Origin of the sequence: Microbacterium sp. SLBN-154 (assembly GCF_006715565.1) — a bacterium.
Lineage (GTDB): Bacteria > Actinomycetota > Actinomycetes > Actinomycetales > Microbacteriaceae > Microbacterium.
Genome location: NZ_VFNL01000001.1, coordinates 2,225,237 through 2,242,240, shown reverse-complemented (window position 1 = coordinate 2,242,240; position 17,004 = coordinate 2,225,237). Strand labels below are relative to the sequence as shown.

At 70.0% G+C, this 17,004-nt stretch carries 16 protein-coding genes and 1 tRNA gene; 10 read left to right on the top strand and 7 right to left on the bottom strand.

Going from position 1 to position 17,004, the window contains the following annotated elements:
* Positions 1–18 precede the first annotated feature (18 nt).
* Together FBY40_RS10850 and FBY40_RS10845 are read left to right on the top strand one after the other, a co-directional pair.
* Positions 19–91, top strand: a tRNA-Ala gene (locus FBY40_RS10850).
* A 71-nt stretch (positions 92–162) separates the two neighbouring features.
* Complete coding sequence (locus FBY40_RS10845; RefSeq protein WP_141938628.1) at positions 163–1,167, top strand: epimerase; 1,005 nt, start codon at positions 163–165, stop codon at positions 1,165–1,167.
* Here FBY40_RS10845 and FBY40_RS10840 read toward each other — a convergent pair.
* The gene (locus FBY40_RS10840; protein WP_141938626.1) at positions 1,143–1,355 is read right to left on the bottom strand and encodes a hypothetical protein; all 213 of its coding nucleotides are present in this window, start codon (positions 1,353–1,355) and stop codon (positions 1,143–1,145) included. The two genes, FBY40_RS10845 and FBY40_RS10840, sit on opposite strands and share 25 nt — an antisense overlap.
* Positions 1,356–1,477: 122 nt before the next feature.
* Here FBY40_RS10840 and FBY40_RS17465 point away from each other — a divergent pair, with 122 nt between their 5' ends.
* From FBY40_RS17465 to FBY40_RS10825, 3 genes are all read left to right on the top strand, one after another.
* Entirely contained in the window at positions 1,478–1,651 is a 174-nt protein-coding gene (locus FBY40_RS17465) for a hypothetical protein (RefSeq protein WP_200829976.1), read from the top strand.
* Positions 1,652–1,729: 78 nt separating this feature from the next.
* Positions 1,730–2,866, top strand: a complete 1,137-nt coding sequence (locus tag FBY40_RS10830) for a PQQ-dependent sugar dehydrogenase (protein ID WP_235014798.1) — start codon at positions 1,730–1,732, stop codon at positions 2,864–2,866.
* A gap of 34 nt (positions 2,867–2,900) precedes the next feature.
* A complete protein-coding gene (locus FBY40_RS10825; protein WP_235014796.1) occupies positions 2,901–4,130 on the top strand; it encodes a glycoside hydrolase family 3 N-terminal domain-containing protein in 1,230 nt (409 codons plus the stop codon).
* On the opposite strand, the gene FBY40_RS10820 is transcribed toward FBY40_RS10825, so the two are convergent.
* The 4 genes from FBY40_RS10820 to FBY40_RS10805 are packed head-to-tail and all read right to left on the bottom strand — an operon-like array spanning position 4,013 to position 7,476.
* Positions 4,013–4,981, bottom strand: coding sequence for a 3-methyladenine DNA glycosylase (locus tag FBY40_RS10820; protein WP_235014794.1), 969 nt, complete (start codon positions 4,979–4,981; stop codon positions 4,013–4,015). The two genes, FBY40_RS10825 and FBY40_RS10820, sit on opposite strands and share 118 nt — an antisense overlap.
* Positions 4,971–5,708, bottom strand: a complete 738-nt coding sequence (locus FBY40_RS10815) for an SOS response-associated peptidase (RefSeq protein WP_141938620.1) — start codon at positions 5,706–5,708, stop codon at positions 4,971–4,973. Before FBY40_RS10815 ends, FBY40_RS10820 begins: the two co-directional genes overlap by 11 nt.
* A 45-nt stretch (positions 5,709–5,753) precedes the next feature.
* A complete protein-coding gene (locus FBY40_RS10810; RefSeq protein WP_141938618.1) occupies positions 5,754–6,788 on the bottom strand; it encodes an App1 family protein in 1,035 nt (344 codons plus the stop codon).
* 4 nt (positions 6,789–6,792) lie between these two features.
* Complete coding sequence (locus FBY40_RS10805; RefSeq protein ID WP_141938617.1) at positions 6,793–7,476, bottom strand: DedA family protein; 684 nt, start codon at positions 7,474–7,476, stop codon at positions 6,793–6,795.
* 42 nt (positions 7,477–7,518) lie between these two features.
* On the opposite strand from FBY40_RS10805, the gene pabB reads away from it, so the two are divergent.
* From pabB to holA, 5 genes are all read left to right on the top strand, one after another.
* Positions 7,519–8,832 carry an aminodeoxychorismate synthase component I gene (gene pabB / locus FBY40_RS10800; protein ID WP_141938614.1) on the top strand — a complete coding sequence of 438 codons (1,314 nt, stop codon included), beginning with the start codon at positions 7,519–7,521 and terminating at the stop codon, positions 8,830–8,832.
* A 100-nt stretch (positions 8,833–8,932) separates the two neighbouring features.
* Entirely contained in the window at positions 8,933–11,524 is a 2,592-nt protein-coding gene (leuS, locus tag FBY40_RS10795) for a leucine--tRNA ligase (RefSeq protein WP_141938612.1), read from the top strand.
* 102 nt (positions 11,525–11,626) lie between these two features.
* Complete coding sequence (locus FBY40_RS10790) at positions 11,627–12,277, top strand: helix-hairpin-helix domain-containing protein (RefSeq protein ID WP_200829975.1); 651 nt, start codon at positions 11,627–11,629, stop codon at positions 12,275–12,277.
* A complete protein-coding gene (locus FBY40_RS10785; protein ID WP_235014790.1) occupies positions 12,274–14,688 on the top strand; it encodes a ComEC/Rec2 family competence protein in 2,415 nt (804 codons plus the stop codon). The genes FBY40_RS10790 and FBY40_RS10785 overlap by 4 nt, the downstream gene beginning before the upstream one ends.
* 10 nt (positions 14,689–14,698) lie before the next feature.
* Positions 14,699–15,754 carry a DNA polymerase III subunit delta gene (gene holA, locus FBY40_RS10780; RefSeq protein WP_141938608.1) on the top strand — a complete coding sequence of 352 codons (1,056 nt, stop codon included), beginning with the start codon at positions 14,699–14,701 and terminating at the stop codon, positions 15,752–15,754.
* Positions 15,755–15,841: 87 nt separating this feature from the next.
* Here the strand turns inward: holA and rpsT are convergent, their stop codons facing one another.
* Both rpsT and FBY40_RS10770 read right to left on the bottom strand, forming a co-directional pair.
* Positions 15,842–16,102, bottom strand: a complete 261-nt coding sequence (gene rpsT / locus FBY40_RS10775) for a 30S ribosomal protein S20 (protein ID WP_141938606.1) — start codon at positions 16,100–16,102, stop codon at positions 15,842–15,844.
* Positions 16,103–16,217: 115 nt separating this feature from the next.
* Positions 16,218–16,958, bottom strand: a complete 741-nt coding sequence (locus FBY40_RS10770; RefSeq protein ID WP_141938604.1) for an alpha/beta fold hydrolase — start codon at positions 16,956–16,958, stop codon at positions 16,218–16,220.
* Positions 16,959–17,004 lie beyond the last annotated feature (46 nt).

Below are 17,004 nucleotides of genomic sequence, written 5' to 3'. Positions count from 1 at the left end.
CCTCGTGAGGCGACATCCGGGCCTGTGGCGCAGCTGGTAGCGCACCTGCATGGCATGCAGGGGGTCAGGGGTTCGAGTCCCCTCAGGTCCACCGAAGAAGCCCCCGAGCGATCGGGGGCTTCGTCGTAGAACGGCGTCACCTTGACTGCGAGGGGAGATCGGATGCCCCGGGCAGTCGTGGCCGGCGCGAGCGGCTTCATCGGTGGTGCTCTCGCCGAGGCTCTCGCAGCAGACGGCTACGACGTGGTCCGGATCGGCCGACGTGAGGCGGTGTCCTGGCACGATCCGGTCGCTATCGCCGCCGCGGTGGACGGGGCCGACGTCGTCGTGAACATGGCGGGGAAGAGCGTCAACTGCCGGTACACCGATGCAAATCGCGACGAGATCCTCCGGTCTCGCGTACGGACGACCGCGGTGCTGCGCGACGCGATCGCCGCGGCCTCACGCCCGCCGAAGGTATGGCTCAACTCGTCGACCGCGACGATCTACGCCCATACGATGGATCGGCCCCACACCGAAGAAGACGGCCGGATCGGCGACGGGTTCTCCGTGGACGTCGCCCGGAACTGGGAACGGGAATTCTTCGCGGGCGATCTCCCCGAGACCCGGCGTATCGCGCTTCGGATGGCCATCGTGCTCGGCGACGGACCCGCCACGAGACTCCTGCTCGCCCTCGCTCGCCTCGGCCTCGGCGGTCCGCAGCACGACGGGCCCTGGTTTGCGCACCGACGATATCGCGGCATCGGCCCCGACCCGTCCGGGCCTGACGTCGGGCCGCCGGTGTACCGCACGCGAGGTCGCCAGAAGTTCAGCTGGATCCACCTCGACGACGTCATCGGCGCCATCCGATTCCTCATCGATCACGACGACCTCGAGGGTCCCGTGAATCTGTCCAGTCCGCACCCGAGTGACAACGCCGAACTCATGCGCACTCTTCGTCGCGCCGTCGGCATGCCGCTGGGGCTCGCGTCGTGGAGATGGATGCTGGAGCCCGCCATGTGGCTGTTGCGGACCGAGCCGGAGCTCATCCTGAAGAGCCGGTGGGTGCTGCCTGGTGTTCTCACCGACGCGGGATACGAGTTCTCACATCCCGACCTCGTCGACGCCGTGGACGCGGTCGTCGCCGGGAGAGCGGTGAACGATCAGGCGCCGCGTACGGCGTCGTGAGCGGCCTCGGTCGCGGTCGATTGCAGTTGCATGACCGCGACTGCCTCGCGGAGCGAGGCCAACGGCGTCTCGATCTCGTCGAAGTGGTGGACGAACCCGTTGGCATCGCGCGCCGTGATCGTCACGAACGCGTACCCATGCCGCGGCACCCGCACCGTCGGCTTCGTGCGCTGTCTCCGATCGCCCATTGCGGCCCCCTCTCGCCCCTTCGACGGTACCGTGACCTTCTGCGCCGGTCCGGCCACGACGCGCAGGACCCGCTTAGACTCCGAGGTGGGTGGAGTTCCCGGTCACGACGGACGGAGTGATGATGACGGCAGCGAAGCGATCTCTCTGGCAGCGACTGGTGCGCACGTTCCGGCCGGAGCCGGAGACCTACGAAACCCGTCGTGCACGACCGGGAGGCGCCGACCCGGATGTCATCAACGCATCTCCGATCGACCAGCGCCGCGACGGAGGGTCCGGCGGCATCGGCGGCGGCTAGGACTGAGACTGCCGGATGTCGTCGAGTGACCGGTGCCCTCCGCTGAGGGCTACGCGCACCTCCCGTCGATGGTCGCAGGTGTGGGCTGTCGGCGTCATCGCTCTGATCCTCGGCCTTGCGGGGTGCGCGCAGACCCCGGCGAGCGCCCCCACGAGCGATCCGGGCACCGTGGAGCCTGTCGCGCCGCGCACCGAGCCGTCGTCGTCGCCGCGCGACGTCACCGGCCACTGGCGGGTCGCGGATGGGGCCGTCACGGTCGCGAGCGGGCTGAGCGCGCCGTGGGCGGTGGCCGCGTTGCCTGACGGGGCGGTGGCGGTATCCGAGCGCGACAGCGGTGTCATCCGCGTCGTCAGCCCCGACGGCCAGGTGGGTGAGCTCGGACGGATCGAGGGCGTGGTGTCCGGCGGCGAGTCGGGCCTGCACGGCCTGGCCGTGCTCGTCGACGGCGAGCGACACTGGCTGTACGCCTATCACGGCGCCGCAGATGACAACCGGGTCGTGCGGGCACCGCTGACCCCCAGCGCCGAAGGCTGGCGGCTCGGCCCGGTGGAGACGGTCTTCGCCGGCATTCCGAGAGCGAACACGCACAACGGCGGGCGCATCGCCTTCGGACCCGACGGGCTGCTGTATGTCACCACCGGTGACGCACAGAACGTCCAGGCCGCTCAGGATCCGGCGCAGCTGGGCGGCAAGATCCTCCGTCTGACGGCCGACGGGGAACCGGCTGCGGGCAACCCCTTCGGCACAGCGGTGTACTCGCTGGGGCACCGGAACGTGCAGGGGATCACGTGGACGGCCGACGGTGCGATGTGGGCGAGCGAATTCGGCCAGAACACGTGGGACGAGCTGAATCGCATCGAGGCTGGCGGCAACTACGGGTGGCCGGAGGCCGAGGGGCGGACCGGCGATGAGAGGTTCCTCGATCCGGTTGCGGTGTGGGCGACGGCGGAGGCGAGCCCGAGCGGAATCGCGGCGGTCGGCGAGACGGTCTTCATGACCGGACTCCGCGGCGAACGTCTCTGGGCGATCGACGTGTCGGGTGCCGATGCCGAGGGGGAGCCCATCGTGGTGCTCGACGGATACGGACGCCTGCGGGACGCGGTCGCGACCGGAGACGGGGGCCTGTGGGTGCTGACGAACAACACAGACGGGCGAGGCGATCCCCGGGAGGGGGACGACGTGCTGCTGCGGGTGCCGCTGGGACCGGTGGACTGACCGAGCCGGGACACCGCGCCGTAGGCTGGACCGCGTGACGGATCGGTGGAGAGTGCGGGGGGCACGTGCGCTGCCCGCACTCGCGCTGGCGTGGGGACTGACCGTGGCTGCGGGCTCGCCGGCCGGCGCCGATGACGCCGAGAACGATTCCGCCGTCGGACCCGTGGGCGCCGTCGGCGTGTCGATCGAGCCGGCGCCCTCCGACACCCTCGATCGTCTCGCCGCGGCGCGCGTCGAGGCGATGACCCTCCCTGAGAAGGCGGCGAGCGTCGTCATGGGTCATGTGCCGGGAACCGACCCGGGTGCACTGGGGACGTACATGGAGCAGACCGGCATCGGCGGGTTCATCCTCATGGGGGCGAACATCCCCGCCGACGAGGCGTCCCTCGCGCAGGTGACCGCCGCGCTGACCGGAGACCCCGCGTTTCCGGCGTTGATCGCCGTTGATCAGGAGGGCGGGGATGTGTCGCGCCTGCCGTGGGACCGTCTGCCCGCGGCACTGACGCTGAAGAACGCCCCTGCCGCCGATACCGCGGCGGCCTTCGCCGCTCGCGCTGCCCTTCTGCAGCGGGTGGGGATCGGCGTGAACTTCGGCATCGTCGCCGACGTCTCGCCGGCACCGGGTGAGTTCATCTTTCGCCGCGCGCTCGGGACGGATGCCGCCGGTGCGGCGGAGCGCGTCGGCGCGGCCGTCGCCGGCGAGGCGGGGGCCGCCCTGTCGACCATCAAGCATTTTCCCGGACACGGGGCGGCGCCCGGCGATTCGCACGCGACCATCCCGGTCACGAATACGTCCAAAACGGAATGGGCCGCCTCTGACGCCCGCCCGTTCGCTGCGGGGATCGACGCGGGCGCACAGTTCCTCATGTTCGGTCATCTGTCCTACGCCGCCGTTGACCCGCTGCCGGCGTCCCTGTCGGCGGAGTGGCACCGGATCGCCCGGGAGGAGCTGGGCTTCGACGGCATCGCGATCACCGATGATCTCGGCATGCTTCAGGCGTCGGGGGAGCCCGCCTACCTCGATCCCGTCGCGAACGCCGTCACCGCCCTGGCGGCGGGTAACGACATAGTCCTCACGGTGGTCTCCTCCACGGCGGGCACCGCTCCCGCCGTCGTGAACGGCATCGTGGCCGCCATCGAGTCCGGTCAGCTCTCCGAGGAGCGTCTCACCGAGGCGGCGACACGGGTGGCCGAGGCGCGACTGCTGCTCGCCGCGGAAGGCCGGGGCATGTCTCCGTGCCCTTCCTGCGAGCCGGTCTTCTGATCTCCCGCCCGCAGGGCGCCTCGCAGCCGCATCCGCAGCTTCTGGGCCCTGTCGCCGAAGTCGCGCTGCCGTCTGACGTACTCCGCCTTGCCTGACGGCGTCTCCACCTCGACCGCCTCGTATCCCCAGTCGCGCAGGTCGTAGGGAGAGGCGGCCATGTCCAGGGCCCGGATGTCGCGGGCCAGCGCGAAGGTATCGAGGAGCAGCTCGCCCGGCACCAGCGGGCCGGCCTTCATCGCCCATTTGTAGAGGTCCATGCCCCCATGGAGGCATCCGGGCTGCTCGAACTCGCCCTGACTCGCGCGTTCGAGCAGGTTGCGGTTTCGCGGGACGGCGTCCGGCGTGAAGAAGCGGAAGGCGTCGAAGTGGGTGCAGCGCAGCTCGTGCGACTCGACCACCTCGTCAGTTCCCCGCGATCCCAGACGCAGCGGAAGCGCATGGCGCCGCTCAGGCGCGCGATAGAGCATCGCCCACTCATGCAGGCCGAAGCAGCCGAACACCGGCGCACGCCCCTGCGTGGCGCGCAAGAGCCGCTCGATCCCGCGGAGCAGCCCGGATCGCGACTGCCGGAAGCCGACGTCGTCCACCCGCAGTGTCCCCGCGTGCGCCCCCGGTTCGTACCAGCGCCAGCCCGCTCGCGCGTCGCCGGCGGCATCGGCGAGATCGACTCCCGCTCCGGGGTGCCACCGCGACAGGAGCGCCGGCTTGTACGAGTAGTAGGTGAACAGGAAGTCTTCGACGGGATGCTTCTCCCCACGCCGCGCCCGCGCCCGGTGATCGGCCGTCAGGCTGTCCGCCCTCTCTCGGTGGATGCGCTCGCGCGCTGTCCACTCCGCGCGCTCAAGCCGCATCGTCGGTCGGAGCCCCGCCGTCGGCGGGCTCGATGAGATGCGGACCGTTGTTCCGGACGTTGCCCACCGCCCGGTCGACGACGTGGTCGTCGAGCGTCTCGGCGACCACGGGGGCGGCATCGATCGCTGCATCCAGCACGTCGCGGACGTTCTCGGTCGTCGGGTCCAGCCACGCGTCGGCGTGGTCGGGATCCATGAAGAGGGGCATACGGTCGTGGATCGATCCGAGTTTCCCGATCGAATCCCTCGTCAGAATCGTGAAGCTCAGCAACCAGCGCGCCGGGTCGTCGTCCTGCTTCGACGGATCCTTCCACCACTCGTAGAGCCCGCCGAAGAAGAGCGGCTCGCCGCCGGCGGGATGGATGTAATGCGGGATCTTCGCGCCGTCCACCTGTTTCCACTCGTAGTAGCCGGTCGCGGGGATGATGGCGCGGCGCTTGGCGAGCGCCGCGCGGAACATGGGCTTGTCCTCGAGTTCCTCGGCACGGGCGTTGAACGCGCGCGCGCCGACCTTGACGTCCTTCGCCCACCCCGGCACGAGACCCCAGCGCGCCGGTTCGAGACGACGGGTGGGAGGCTCGGTCTTCGCGGAGTCCAGGACGATCGCCACGGTCGAGGTGGGCGCGATGTTGTACGAGGGCGCAGGCAGATCGTCGCTTTCGACGTCCACACGCAGCACTCCGACGAGCTCGGAGCCGACGTTTGCCACCACGAACCGTCCGCACATGCGATCAGCCTACGACCGGCCTTCGACCCGCGGGGTATGCCGCCGTCAGGAGACGACCACGCCGACCGCTTGCAGCCTGTCCAGCAGCTCCGCGCCGTCTCGACCGGTGACCCAGGGCACCGCAGCCGCGGAGTGGTCGTTCACCGCGGTGCGCCCACCGGCCAGGACTGCTTCAGCGGGGGAGAGACGTCGAATGGCGACGGCGATCACGTTGTCGGGGTTCTCACTGGTGAAGGTCGTGTAGATCTCGTCGTCGTGCTGACCGTCATCGCCGATGAGGAGCCACCTGACGTCGGGGAACTCGCGGCCCAGGCGACGGAGGTTCTCGAGCTTGTGGTCCTTGCCGCTTCGGAACCAGCGATCGTGCGTGGGGCCCCAGTCGGTCAGGAGGATCGCGCCCGCGGGGTAGACATGCCGGCGGAGGAAGCGCATGAGGGTCGGGGCGATATTCCATGCGCCGGTGGACAGATAGACGAACGGTGAACCGGGGTTGTCGCGCACCAGTCGCTCGGCGAGCACCGCCATACCGGGGACGGGCTGACGGGCGTGTTCATCCAACACGAAGGAGTTCCACGCCGCCAGCAGCGGCCGGGGGAGCGCCGTGACCATGACGGTGTCGTCGACATCGGAGATCACGCCGAAACGCACCTCGGGGGCGACGACGAACAGGCGCGTCTCGACCGGCTCCCCGCCCTCGACCGACATGGTCACCGTCTGCCAGCCGGGTTCGAGAGCCGCCGGGAGGACGGTGTCGATCACGCCGCCGCGATCGGCGACGACCTCGTGCTCGATGCCTGAGATCGTCACCCGCACCTGGGCGTAGCCCACGGGAACGGAGGCGAAGCTGCGCCAGCCCCGGACGCCGGCGTACTCGCCGGATTCGGTCGTGCGAGCGGGAGGGACGATCAGCACGCGGCCGAGCACACGCACCCAGTCGACACCCCCGTAGCCGGGGAACGGCGCCACGGTGGGTCGCTGACCACGGCGACGGGCGCGTCGTTCCCGCCACGCGTGGAAGCGGTACTCCAGGCGAGCGAGCCACAACACCTTCGCACCGGGCGACGGAGTGGTCTCAGACATCACCTCAGTCTTTCACGGTGTCGACCTCACCCGTCGACTCCGCAACCGGATCGGGGTCGAAGTGGCGGCGCTCGAGACGTTCGATGATCTTCTTCGCGGCGAAGATGAGCAGAAGGAAGACGACGATGGCCCCGACGAACAGGTATCCCGCGAAGTGCAGCCGATCGGCCAGCTCGCGATAGGTGCCCGCCGCCGCAGACGCGACACTGACGTAGAGGGCAGCCCACACGATGCAGGCGGGGGCCGTCCAGGCGAGGAACCGTCGGTAGGCGAACCCGCTCATCCCCACCGTGAGCGGGACCAGGGAGTGCAGGACGGGGAGGAAGCGGGAGAGGAAGATCGCCGGCCCGCCGCGTCGCTGCAGGTAGCGCTCGGATCGCGCCCACTTGTCCTCACCGATCCACCGACCCAGCCGGGAGCGCCGGATCCAGGGACCGAGGAAGCGCCCGAGGTAGAACCCGACCGTCTCACCGGCGAGGGCGCCGAGGACGACGACGATCGCGAGGATCACGCCCTCCCAGGGGGAGGAGACGGCGGTGGCCGCGACGATGACGATGGTGTCGCCCGGAACGACCAGACCCACGAGGACACTCGTCTCGAGCATGATGGCGATCCCCGCCAGCACCGTCCGCACGACGGGGTCCACGCTCTGGACGGCGTCGAGGATCCCGGAGAGGATCTCGTTCACCCCTCGAGCCTACGGGTCCGGCGTGTCCTCTAGCCTGAGAACATGTCGGTGCACCCCGTGGCCGTCGAGCTCGAGGCGTGGATCGACCCGAGCCAGGCATTCGCCCAGTGGGCGGGACGCCACGATCACTGCTTCTGGCTCGACGGCGAGGCCACCGAGTCCGGCGGCTGGAGCTGGGTGGGGATCGGAACCCCCGCTGTTTCCGAGGTCGTCACTGCAGCGCCGATCGGCGCGGCCACGGCGTCTGCGCAGCGGTGGCCCGCCGGGCGGTTCCGGGGCGGCTGGGTCGGGTGGTTCGGCTACGAGGTCGGTGCTGCCGCCGCGGGAGCGCCGGTGCACCCGGATGCCGCCGACGCGCCGTCTTCGCTGTGGCTCCGCGCGTCGCAGTGGTACGCCTTCGATCACGCGCGGCAGCGGGTGTTCTTCGTGGATCACGAAGACACGGCCGAACGCGGAGTCGTCCCCGACGCACTCCTCCCCGAGGGGGAAGTCCGCCCGGAAGACATCGCAGCGCCCGCGGCCGCCGTGGCACGCCACGGGGCGGATCAGTACGCCGAGCTCATCGAGCGGTGCCGCGCGCACATCCGCGAAGGGGACGCCTACCAGCTCTGTCTCACGACGCGATTCACCGTCGCCGGCCCGCCCGTCGATCCGCTCGCGGTCTACCTGCGGCTGCGCGCCGGGTCGCCGGCCCCGTTCGGTGCGCTCATCCGCTCGGGAGACGTCGCCCTCCTCAGCGCCAGTCCCGAACGCTTCCTCGACGTCGAGGGGGAGCGCGTGCGGACGAGCCCCATCAAGGGCACGAGGCGTCGATCGCCCGACCCGGCGGAGGACGCCGCCCTGGCCGCCGAGCTCGTCGGTGACGAGAAGGAGCGCGCGGAGAACCTGATGATCGTCGATCTCATGCGCAACGATCTCTCGCGGGTGTGCGAGCCGGGATCCATCGCCGTCGACGAGTTGTTCGCCGTCCATTCCTATCGGCAGGTCCACCAGCTGGTCAGCACAGTGTCGGGGACGCTTCGCCCCGGCATCCGGGTCTCCGACCTCCTTGCGGCGACGTTTCCGGCCGGAAGCATGACGGGTGCGCCGAAGCTGTCGGCGATGACGATCCTGCATCGGCTGGAGGGTGCGCCGCGCGGGATCTTCTCCGGATGCCTCGGGTGGATCGGCGAGGACGGCGGACTCGACCTCGCGATGATCATCCGGTCGATCGTGACGCACCCCGGTGGCGCGTACGTCGGCGCCGGCGGCGGCATCACATGGAGGTCGGTGCCCTCGGCGGAGGTCGCCGAGGTGGCGCTCAAAGCCCGCGGCCCCCTGGCGGCGCTCGGCGCGTCTCTGCCCGAGGGCTGGTGACGACGCCCGTCCCCGTCTGACCCCGCGGCTCGGCTACCCTGGGAATCTCGCGCTCCGCGCGCTCGATGTCCCGTTCGAGCACCACGATTGGCATCTCTCCGTGAGTCAGACTTCCCCCAGCGACACCACCGCGCCCTCCGACGGCAGCGGCTACGACCCCTACGCCATCCAGCAGAAGTGGCAGCAGCGATGGGAGTCGGCAGATCCGTTCCGCGCCGGCGACGAGAGCGACACCCGGCCCCGGAAGTACGTGCTCGGCATGTTCCCCTACCCCTCGGGCGACCTGCACATGGGGCATGCCGAGAGCTACGCCTACGTCGACATCGTGGCGCGCTTCTGGCGGCACCGCGGATACAACGTGCTCAACCCGATCGGCTGGGACTCCTTCGGCCTGCCCGCAGAGAACGCCGCCATCCAGCGGGGCGCCGACCCGCGGGAGTGGACGTACGCCAACATCGCGCAGCACAAGAAGAGCTTCCGCGAGTACGGCTCGTCCTATGACTGGAGTCGCATCCTCCACACCAGCGATCCGGAGTACTACCACTGGAACCAGTGGCTGTTCCAACGGCTGTACGAGCGCGACCTTGCCTATCGCAAGGAGAGCCCGGTCAACTGGTGCCCCAACGATCAGACCGTGCTCGCCAACGAGCAGGTCGTCGACGGGCACTGCGAGCGCTGCGGCGCAGAGGTCATCAAGAAGAAGCTGACGCAGTGGTACTTCAAGATCACCGCCTACGCAGATCGCCTCCTCGATGACCTGAATCAGCTCGAAGGATTCTGGCCGCAGAAGGTCATCCGCATGCAGCGGAACTGGATCGGCCGGTCGGTCGGAGCCGACATCGACTTCGAGATCGAGGGTCGCGCAGAGAAGGTCACCGTCTTCTCGACGCGTCCTGACACGCTGCACGGGGCGACCTTCATGGTCGTGGCGCCCGACAGTGACCTCGCCGCCGAACTCGCCGCAGGCGCATCCGCCGAGGTGCGGATGCGCTTCCAGGACTATGTCGACTCCGTCGCTCGCGAGAGCGAGATCGATCGTCAGAACACCGAGCGCCCGAAGACAGGGGTCTTCCTGGAGCGGTATGCGGTCAACCCCATCAACGGCGAGCGGCTGCCGATCTGGGCCGCCGACTACGTGCTGGCCGACTACGGGCACGGCGCGGTGATGGCTGTTCCCGCCCACGACCAGCGCGACCTCGACTTCGCCCGCGCGTTCGACCTGCCGATCAAGGTCGTCGTCGACACGACCGCGCCCATCACGGGGGCGATCCCGGTCATCGAACTCGATGATGACGGCGAGCCGATCATGCCGGAGGAGACGGGGCCGAGCCTGGCCGACATCGACCCCGCACAAACGGGCATCGCGCTCACCGGTGAGGGGCGGATGATCCATTCCGGGAGCCTGGACGGTCTGTCCAAGCGCACCGCCATCGCACGCATCATCGAGGAGCTCGAGGCCGCGGGCACGGGACGAGCGGCGAAGTCGTACCGGCTGCGGGACTGGCTGATCTCGCGCCAGCGCTTCTGGGGGACGCCCATCCCCATGATCCACACCGACGACGGACGCATCGTGCCGGTGCCCGAGTCGGAGCTGCCCCTTCGGCTTCCGGAGGCTCAGGGGCTCGATCTGGCGCCCCGCGGCACGTCGCCGTTGGGCGGCGCCGAGCAGTGGATCCGCACCACCGATCCCGAGACCGGCCGTCCTGCGCGCCGCGACCCGGACACGATGGACACCTTCGTGGACAGCTCGTGGTACTTCCTGCGATTCCTGTCGCCGAACGACCCCACGCAGGCCTTCGCGCCCAAGCAGGCCGATCGTTGGGCACCGGTGGACGCCTATATCGGCGGTGTGGAGCACGCCATCCTCCACCTCCTGTACGCCCGGTTCATCACAAAGGTGCTGTTCGACATGGGTCTGGTCGAGTTCACCGAGCCCTTCACGAGCCTGGTGAACCAGGGGATGGTGCTGCTCGGCGGATCGAAGATGTCCAAGAGCAAGGGAAACCTCGTCGAGTTCGCCGCGAGCATGCGCGATCCCGGCGCCGACGTCGTCCGGGTCGCCATCGCCTTCAGCGGGCCCGCCGAGGATGACATCAACTGGGAGGACGTCTCCACGACAGGCGCCCAGAAGTTCCTCGCCCGCGCCTGGCGGGTGGCGAAGGACGTCACCAGTGAGCCGGATGTGGTGTGGGCGGAGGGCGACGTGGCGCTGCGTCGTGTCACGCACCGCCTGCTCGCCGACGCGCCGGGCCTGATCGAACACACCAAGTTCAACGTGGCCGTCGCGCGTCTGATGGAACTCGTCAACGCCACGCGCAAGGTCATCGACTCCGGCGCCGGGCCGGCCGACCCCGCCGTCCGCGAGGCGGCGGAGGCAACGGCCATGATCCTCGATCTGTTCGCTCCCCACACCGCCGAGGAGATGTGGGAGATGCTCGGATACGCCCCCTTCGTCGGGCTCGTACCGTGGCGGCATCCCGATCCGACGCTTCTCGTCGACGAGACGGTGACGGCCGTCGTACAGATCGATGGCAAGGTGCGGGCGACGCTGGAGGTCTCGGCACGGATCGATTCCGCCGCCCTGGAGGCCCAGGCGCGCGCGAACGAGAAGGTGCAGCGGGCGCTGGCCGGCCGGGAGATCACCCGTGCTGTCGTGCGTCCGCCGAAGGTCGTGAGCTTCAGCACGCACTGAGGCGCGCAGCCACCTCTCCTGCACACCGACCCGCGGCCACGATCCCTCCACGGATCGTGGCCGCCGCCGTTCTCGCGGACGAGGCCCGCTTAGCGTGTGACCGTGACGGCAGACGGTGAGGAGGGTCGCGACACCGCCCGCAGACTCGGCCTCGGCGCGGCGGTCGTGGTGGTCCTCGTCGCCGTGGCGATCACCGTCGGCATCGGCGTGTTCCGCAGCGCCCTCGCCCCCGTAGACGAGATCCCCCTTGCATCCGAGACGAGCGGAGAGGCGACGGGGGAGGAGATGACGGAGACGGCGCCCTCGTCGTCGTCCGCAGACCTCGTCGTGCACGTCGCCGGAGCCGTCCGGACGCCCGGTGTGTACGTCCTGCCCCAGCAGGCGCGGGTCCTCGATGCGGTGGCCGCCGCAGGTGGGTTCTCCGAGACCGCCGAGCCCCGATCCGTGAATCTCGCCCGGGTCCTCGCGGACGGCGAGCAGCTGGTCGTCGCCGAGATCGGCGACGTCGCACCCGAACAGCCGCCTGGTACGGCACCCGGTGGTGCTCTGGGCACCGGCGACGGCAAGGTGAATCTCAACACCGCCGACGAAGAGGCGCTGGACACCCTTCCCCGGATCGGACCTGCTCTCGCCCAGCGCATCATCGCGTGGCGTGAGGCGAACGGCCCGTTCACGAGCGTCGACGACCTCCTCGCCGTCTCCGGATTCGGGGAGAAGATGGTCGAGTCGCTTCGCGATCTGGTCGTCTTGTGAGCGCTTCGCCGACGAGGAAGGCGATGAGGCGATGGCGGATGCCGGTGGCCGCCGTCATCGTGTGGATCGCCGCTGCGGCGGCGACCCTCCATCCGCAGGCGGCCGCGGTGGTCGCCGCGACGGCGTGGACGGCGGCAGTGCTCGCCCTCGCAGCGGCACTCGCGGCGAGGGCCGCCTCGAAAGGGCGTCGTGCGACCGGAGGGCCGAAGGGCCTGTGGCTGGCGGCGGTGGTGCTCGGATTCGCGGCAGCAGGAGTCGCCTCGACCGGCGTCGCGCTGGCCGCCCCGACGATGCAGGAGGTGCAGCAGCGGGTTCCGGCCGGCCGGAGCGTGGAAGCGGAGATCATCGTCACCGGCAAGGTCGAACGACGCGGTACCTCCGAGTGGGCCTTCGACGCCGTCGCCCTCTCCGTGGCGACCGGTGACCCCGCCGTGCCTGGCCCGGGGACGGTCACGGTGGGCATCGTCATCGCCGACGCTGATCGCGACGTCCTGCCGGAGCTCGACGTGGGCGCGCGAGTTCGGCTGACAGCCGTCGCCAGTCAGCCCTATCCCGGCGACCGGGCCACGCTCGTCCTGCGGGCTCGCGGCCAACCGGTGATCCTGCGGCCACCGACGGGTCTCCTCGCCGTGGCGTCGGAGCTGCGGAGCGGACTCGTCGCCGCCGTGAACGGGCTTCCCGATCCCGGACGCACACTCATCCCCGGCCTCGCCGTCGGCGATACGCGTCTGGTCACGGCAGATCTCGAGACGGCGATGACCGCATCGTCGCTGTCGCACCTCACGGCTGTGTCGGGAGCCAACTGCGCTCTCGTCGTCGGCGTGGCGTATGTCTTGGCCGCCGCTCTGGGGCTGCGACGCGGCGCACGGACGATCGTGTCACTCATCGCCCTCAGCGGCTTCGTCGTCCTCGTCACTCCGGAGCCGAGCGTGGTCCGGGCCGGGGTCATGGCGGCGGTGGCGATGCTCGCCGTGATCCTGGGTCGCTCCGGCATCGGTCTGGCTGTGCTGAGCCTGGCGGTCGTGACACTCCTCGCCCTGGACCCCTGGCTCTCCACCTCCCTCGGGTTCGCCCTCTCGGCGGTGGCCACCGGCTCGCTCCTCGTTCTGGCTCCGCCGTTGGCGGTCGGGCTCTCGCGCGCGCTCCCGGGGTCGCTCGCACTGATCCTGTCGGTGCCCATCGCCGCGCAGATCGCCTGCGGCCCGCTTCTCGTCCTCATCCAGCCCACCGTTCCCCTGTACGGCGTCATCGCGAACGTCCTCGCCGCTCCGGCGGCACCCGTAGCCACGATCATCGGGCTCCTGGCGTGTCTGTCCCCGATGATCCCGCTCGTTCAGTCGGGCCTGACCGCCCTCGCCTGGGTCCCCGCCGCGTGGATCGCCGCCATCGCCGAGACGGCGTCTGCGCTGCCCGGGTCGCAGTCCCCGTGGATGGGCGGGTTGGGTGGTCTCCTGACACTGGCTGCCGCCGGCGGTGCGGTGTGGGTCCTCGTGGCGATCCGCCCACGTCGGCGGGGAGCCGTCGGAGCCCTCCGCCTCATCTCGGGTCTTGCGCTCGCCCTCGTCCTCGGGATCGTCTCGGGAACGACCGCGCTTCGCACCCTCGCGGGGCCTCTCACCCTTCCCGGAGCCTGGAGCGTCATCGCCTGCGACATCGGTCAGGGCGATGCCATCCTCGTCCGCTCAGACGGGGAGGTCGCCCTCGTCGACACCGGGCCCGACCCCGTGGCACTGGGTGCGTGTCTCGATCGGGTCGGCGTCGACCGCATCGATCTGCTCGTGCTCACACATTTTGACATCGATCACACCGGGGGCGTGGAGGCCGTCGTCGGACGTGTCGGCACCGTCATCCACGGTCCGCTCGACGGGGCGTCGGCCGCCCGGGTGCGATCAGCCCTCGTCGCCGGCGGCGCCGTCGTCCGGGAGGTCCATCAGGGCGTCGGGGGTCGTCTCGGCGAGGCGAGCTGGCGAACGCTCTGGCCGCGCCAGGACTCACCCGCCTTCCCTCCCGGCAACGACACGAGCGTGGTGATCGACGTCCAAGGCGCCGGGATCCCGAGCATGCTGCTTCTGGGCGATCTCTCGGCGGCGCCACAACGGGCCTTGGTCGCCGACGGCGTGCTGGCCGATTCCTATGACCTGGTGAAGGTCGCCCATCACGGCAGCGCCGATCAGCACGTTCCTCTCTACGACGGCGTGGATGCTGCGGCGGCTCTGATCACGGTGGGGAGGGAGAATCGCCACGGGCATCCTCGGGAGGACATCCTCCATGCGCTGGCCGCGACGGGGACGACCGTCGCGCGAACGGACGAGGACGGCCTGGTGGCGCTCTGGCTCGACGACGATCGGCTGCGGATCTTCCGCGACGCCGGACGCGCGGCGTCGGAGGGCACTGTCGGCGGCGATCGCTAGGCTGGAGCGCATGCCGGCCCGCTCCTCGTCTCGCTCGGCTGCCCGCTCATCGGCGCCGCGCAGCGCCATCCCGCAGCTGTCCTGGCGCGACCCGCAGCCCGCTCCGATCGTCCTCGTCTCGGGCCCGGAAGAGGTCTGCGCCGAGCGGGCGATCGCAGGTCTCCGCGACTACCTGCGGGCGGAGGACGCGAGTCTCGAGGTGTCCGACATCCGGGCGGACGACTACGCGACCGGGTCGCTCCTGGCTCTGACCTCGCCCTCCCTGTTCGGTGAGCCTCGTCTGGTGCGCATCCTCGGCGTGGAGAAGTGCTCCGACGCATTCCTCACCGAGGCCCTGGCTTATCTCTCACACCCGCAGGACGGGGCGACCGTGCTCCTGCGCCATACCGGCGCCAGCGTGCGGGGCAAGAAGCTGCTGGACGCCGTCCGGGCGGGGCAGGGCGGTGGCGTCGAGATCGCCTGCCCGGCGCTCAAGCGGGAGTCGGACCGTTTCGACTTCGCCGCGGCCGAGTTCACCCAGGCGCGCAAGCGGATCGCACCCGGCGCGCTCCGCGCGCTGGTGTCTGCCTTCGCCGACGACCTCACCGAGTTGGCGGCCGCATGCCAGCAGCTCATCTCCGATGTCGCGGACGACATCAATGAGCAGACCGTCGTGCGCTACTACGGCGGTCGCGTCGAAACCTCGGCCTTCACCGTCGCCGATACTGCCATCGCCGGCCGCTACGGCGAGGCGCTCATCGCTCTTCGCCATGCCCTCGTCTCGGGGGCGGATCCGGTGCCCCTCGTCGCGGCGATCGCATCGAAGCTGCGCACGATGGCGCGTGTCGCCGGACACCGCGAACCATCGTCAGCGCTGGCGGCGCGACTCGGTCTCAAGGACTGGCAGGTCGACCGCGCACGTCGAGACCTGTCAGGGTGGTCGGAGTCGACACTGGGAATGGCGATCCAAGCGGCAGCCCGAGCGGACGCGGAGGTGAAGGGCGCCTCGCGTGACCCCGTCTTCGCCCTCGAGCGCCTGGTCACCGTGATCGCCACCCGCGAGCCGTTCGCCGGTGCACCCCGCTGACACCCGCGACGACGACCGCAGCCCGTACCTCGTCAGACAGACCAACGGCCCGCCTCCGAGGAGACGGGCCGTTCGATGTCTACGACGTCAGAGCGATGCGACCTGCTTCGCGATCGCCGACTTGCGGTTCGCGGCCTGGTTCTGGTGGATGACACCCTTGCTGACGGCCTTGTCGAGCTTCTTGGTCGCCTTGGCCAGCGCCTTCTCAGCGGTGGCCTTGTCACCAGTGGCGACAGCCTCACGCGTGCGGCGGATCTCGGTCCGCAGCTCGCTCTTCACGGCCTTGTTGCGCTCGCGCGCCTTCTCGTTGGTCTTGTTGCGCTTGATCTGCGACTTGATGTTCGCCACGTGTCGACGTTCTTTCGTTCGGAGGGTGGATGAGAAGCCCGGCGACAGGAGAGGGCCGTCGCGAGGCGGTCGTGAGGGCGAACCCACACGCAAGCCAAACAAGGAGTCTACCAGGTCAGGCGGGGGTTCCCTTTCCACCGTCCTGTTCGAGCGTGGCGATGGCCACCCCGAGCAGGGCGTTGAACACGCGCGGACGCATCGCGGTGACGAGGTGGCTGGTCCGCGGTACGACGATGAGTTCGGCGTGTGGGGCGATCCGCAGGAAAAGCCGCTCGTTCACCCGCAGCTGGTCGTACTGACCGTTGATGAACCACAGCGGCACCTCGATGCGGCCGAGAGCCGAGAGGAGATCGAGGACCGACAGGCTCCGCAGCGCCACGTCCTGGGCGTCGAAGGCGTATCCGCCCGCCCCGAAATCCGGTCGGGTCTCGTGGGGGAGGGTGCGGTCCAGGACGTAGTTCGTCAGCCACATGCCGCGGTCTGGGAGGGAGTCGAAGCGTCGGGCGAGGAATCGGTACGTGGCCAGGCCCACGCCCCGCGGAATCGCGGTGCAGGATGCGGCGACGAAACCGGCGACCGGCGGAGCGTCCTCCTGTCCGACATAGTCGATGCTGACGAGGCCGCCCATCGAGTGGGCGACGAGAAGCACGGGCCCGTGGGCAGCCGCCTCGCGGACGGCGCGGTCGATGGTTTCGAACGCGCCGTCGAGCGTGAACATCTCACCGCGGCGGGTGCCGTGTCCGGGGAGGTCGACCGCGGTCACGCTCACATCCCGAGACCGGAGGTATTCGACCTGCGCCCGCCACATGGTGGCCGACGTACGGATGCCGTGGACGAGCACGACCTGGACCCCCATGTAATCCACGATACGGTCGGCGCGCCGTCGACGACGACGGCCCCCG

Excerpts from the sequence above, each read along its gene's own strand:
- FBY40_RS10845 (WP_141938628.1), top strand. The coding sequence starts at position 163 with ATGCCCCGGGCAGTCGTGGCCGGCGCGAGCGGCTTCATCGGTGGTGCT.
- FBY40_RS10840 (WP_141938626.1), bottom strand. The coding sequence starts at position 1,355 with ATGGGCGATCGGAGACAGCGCACGAAGCCGACGGTGCGGGTGCCGCGG.
- FBY40_RS17465 (WP_200829976.1), top strand. The coding sequence starts at position 1,478 with ATGACGGCAGCGAAGCGATCTCTCTGGCAGCGACTGGTGCGCACGTTC.
- FBY40_RS10820 (WP_235014794.1), bottom strand. The coding sequence starts at position 4,981 with ATGCGGCTTGAGCGCGCGGAGTGGACAGCGCGCGAGCGCATCCACCGA.
- FBY40_RS10815 (WP_141938620.1), bottom strand. The coding sequence starts at position 5,708 with ATGTGCGGACGGTTCGTGGTGGCAAACGTCGGCTCCGAGCTCGTCGGA.
- FBY40_RS10810 (WP_141938618.1), bottom strand. The coding sequence starts at position 6,788 with ATGTCTGAGACCACTCCGTCGCCCGGTGCGAAGGTGTTGTGGCTCGCT.
- pabB (WP_141938614.1), top strand. The coding sequence starts at position 7,519 with ATGTCGGTGCACCCCGTGGCCGTCGAGCTCGAGGCGTGGATCGACCCG.
- holA (WP_141938608.1), top strand. The coding sequence starts at position 14,699 with ATGCCGGCCCGCTCCTCGTCTCGCTCGGCTGCCCGCTCATCGGCGCCG.
- FBY40_RS10770 (WP_141938604.1), bottom strand. The coding sequence starts at position 16,958 with ATGGGGGTCCAGGTCGTGCTCGTCCACGGCATCCGTACGTCGGCCACC.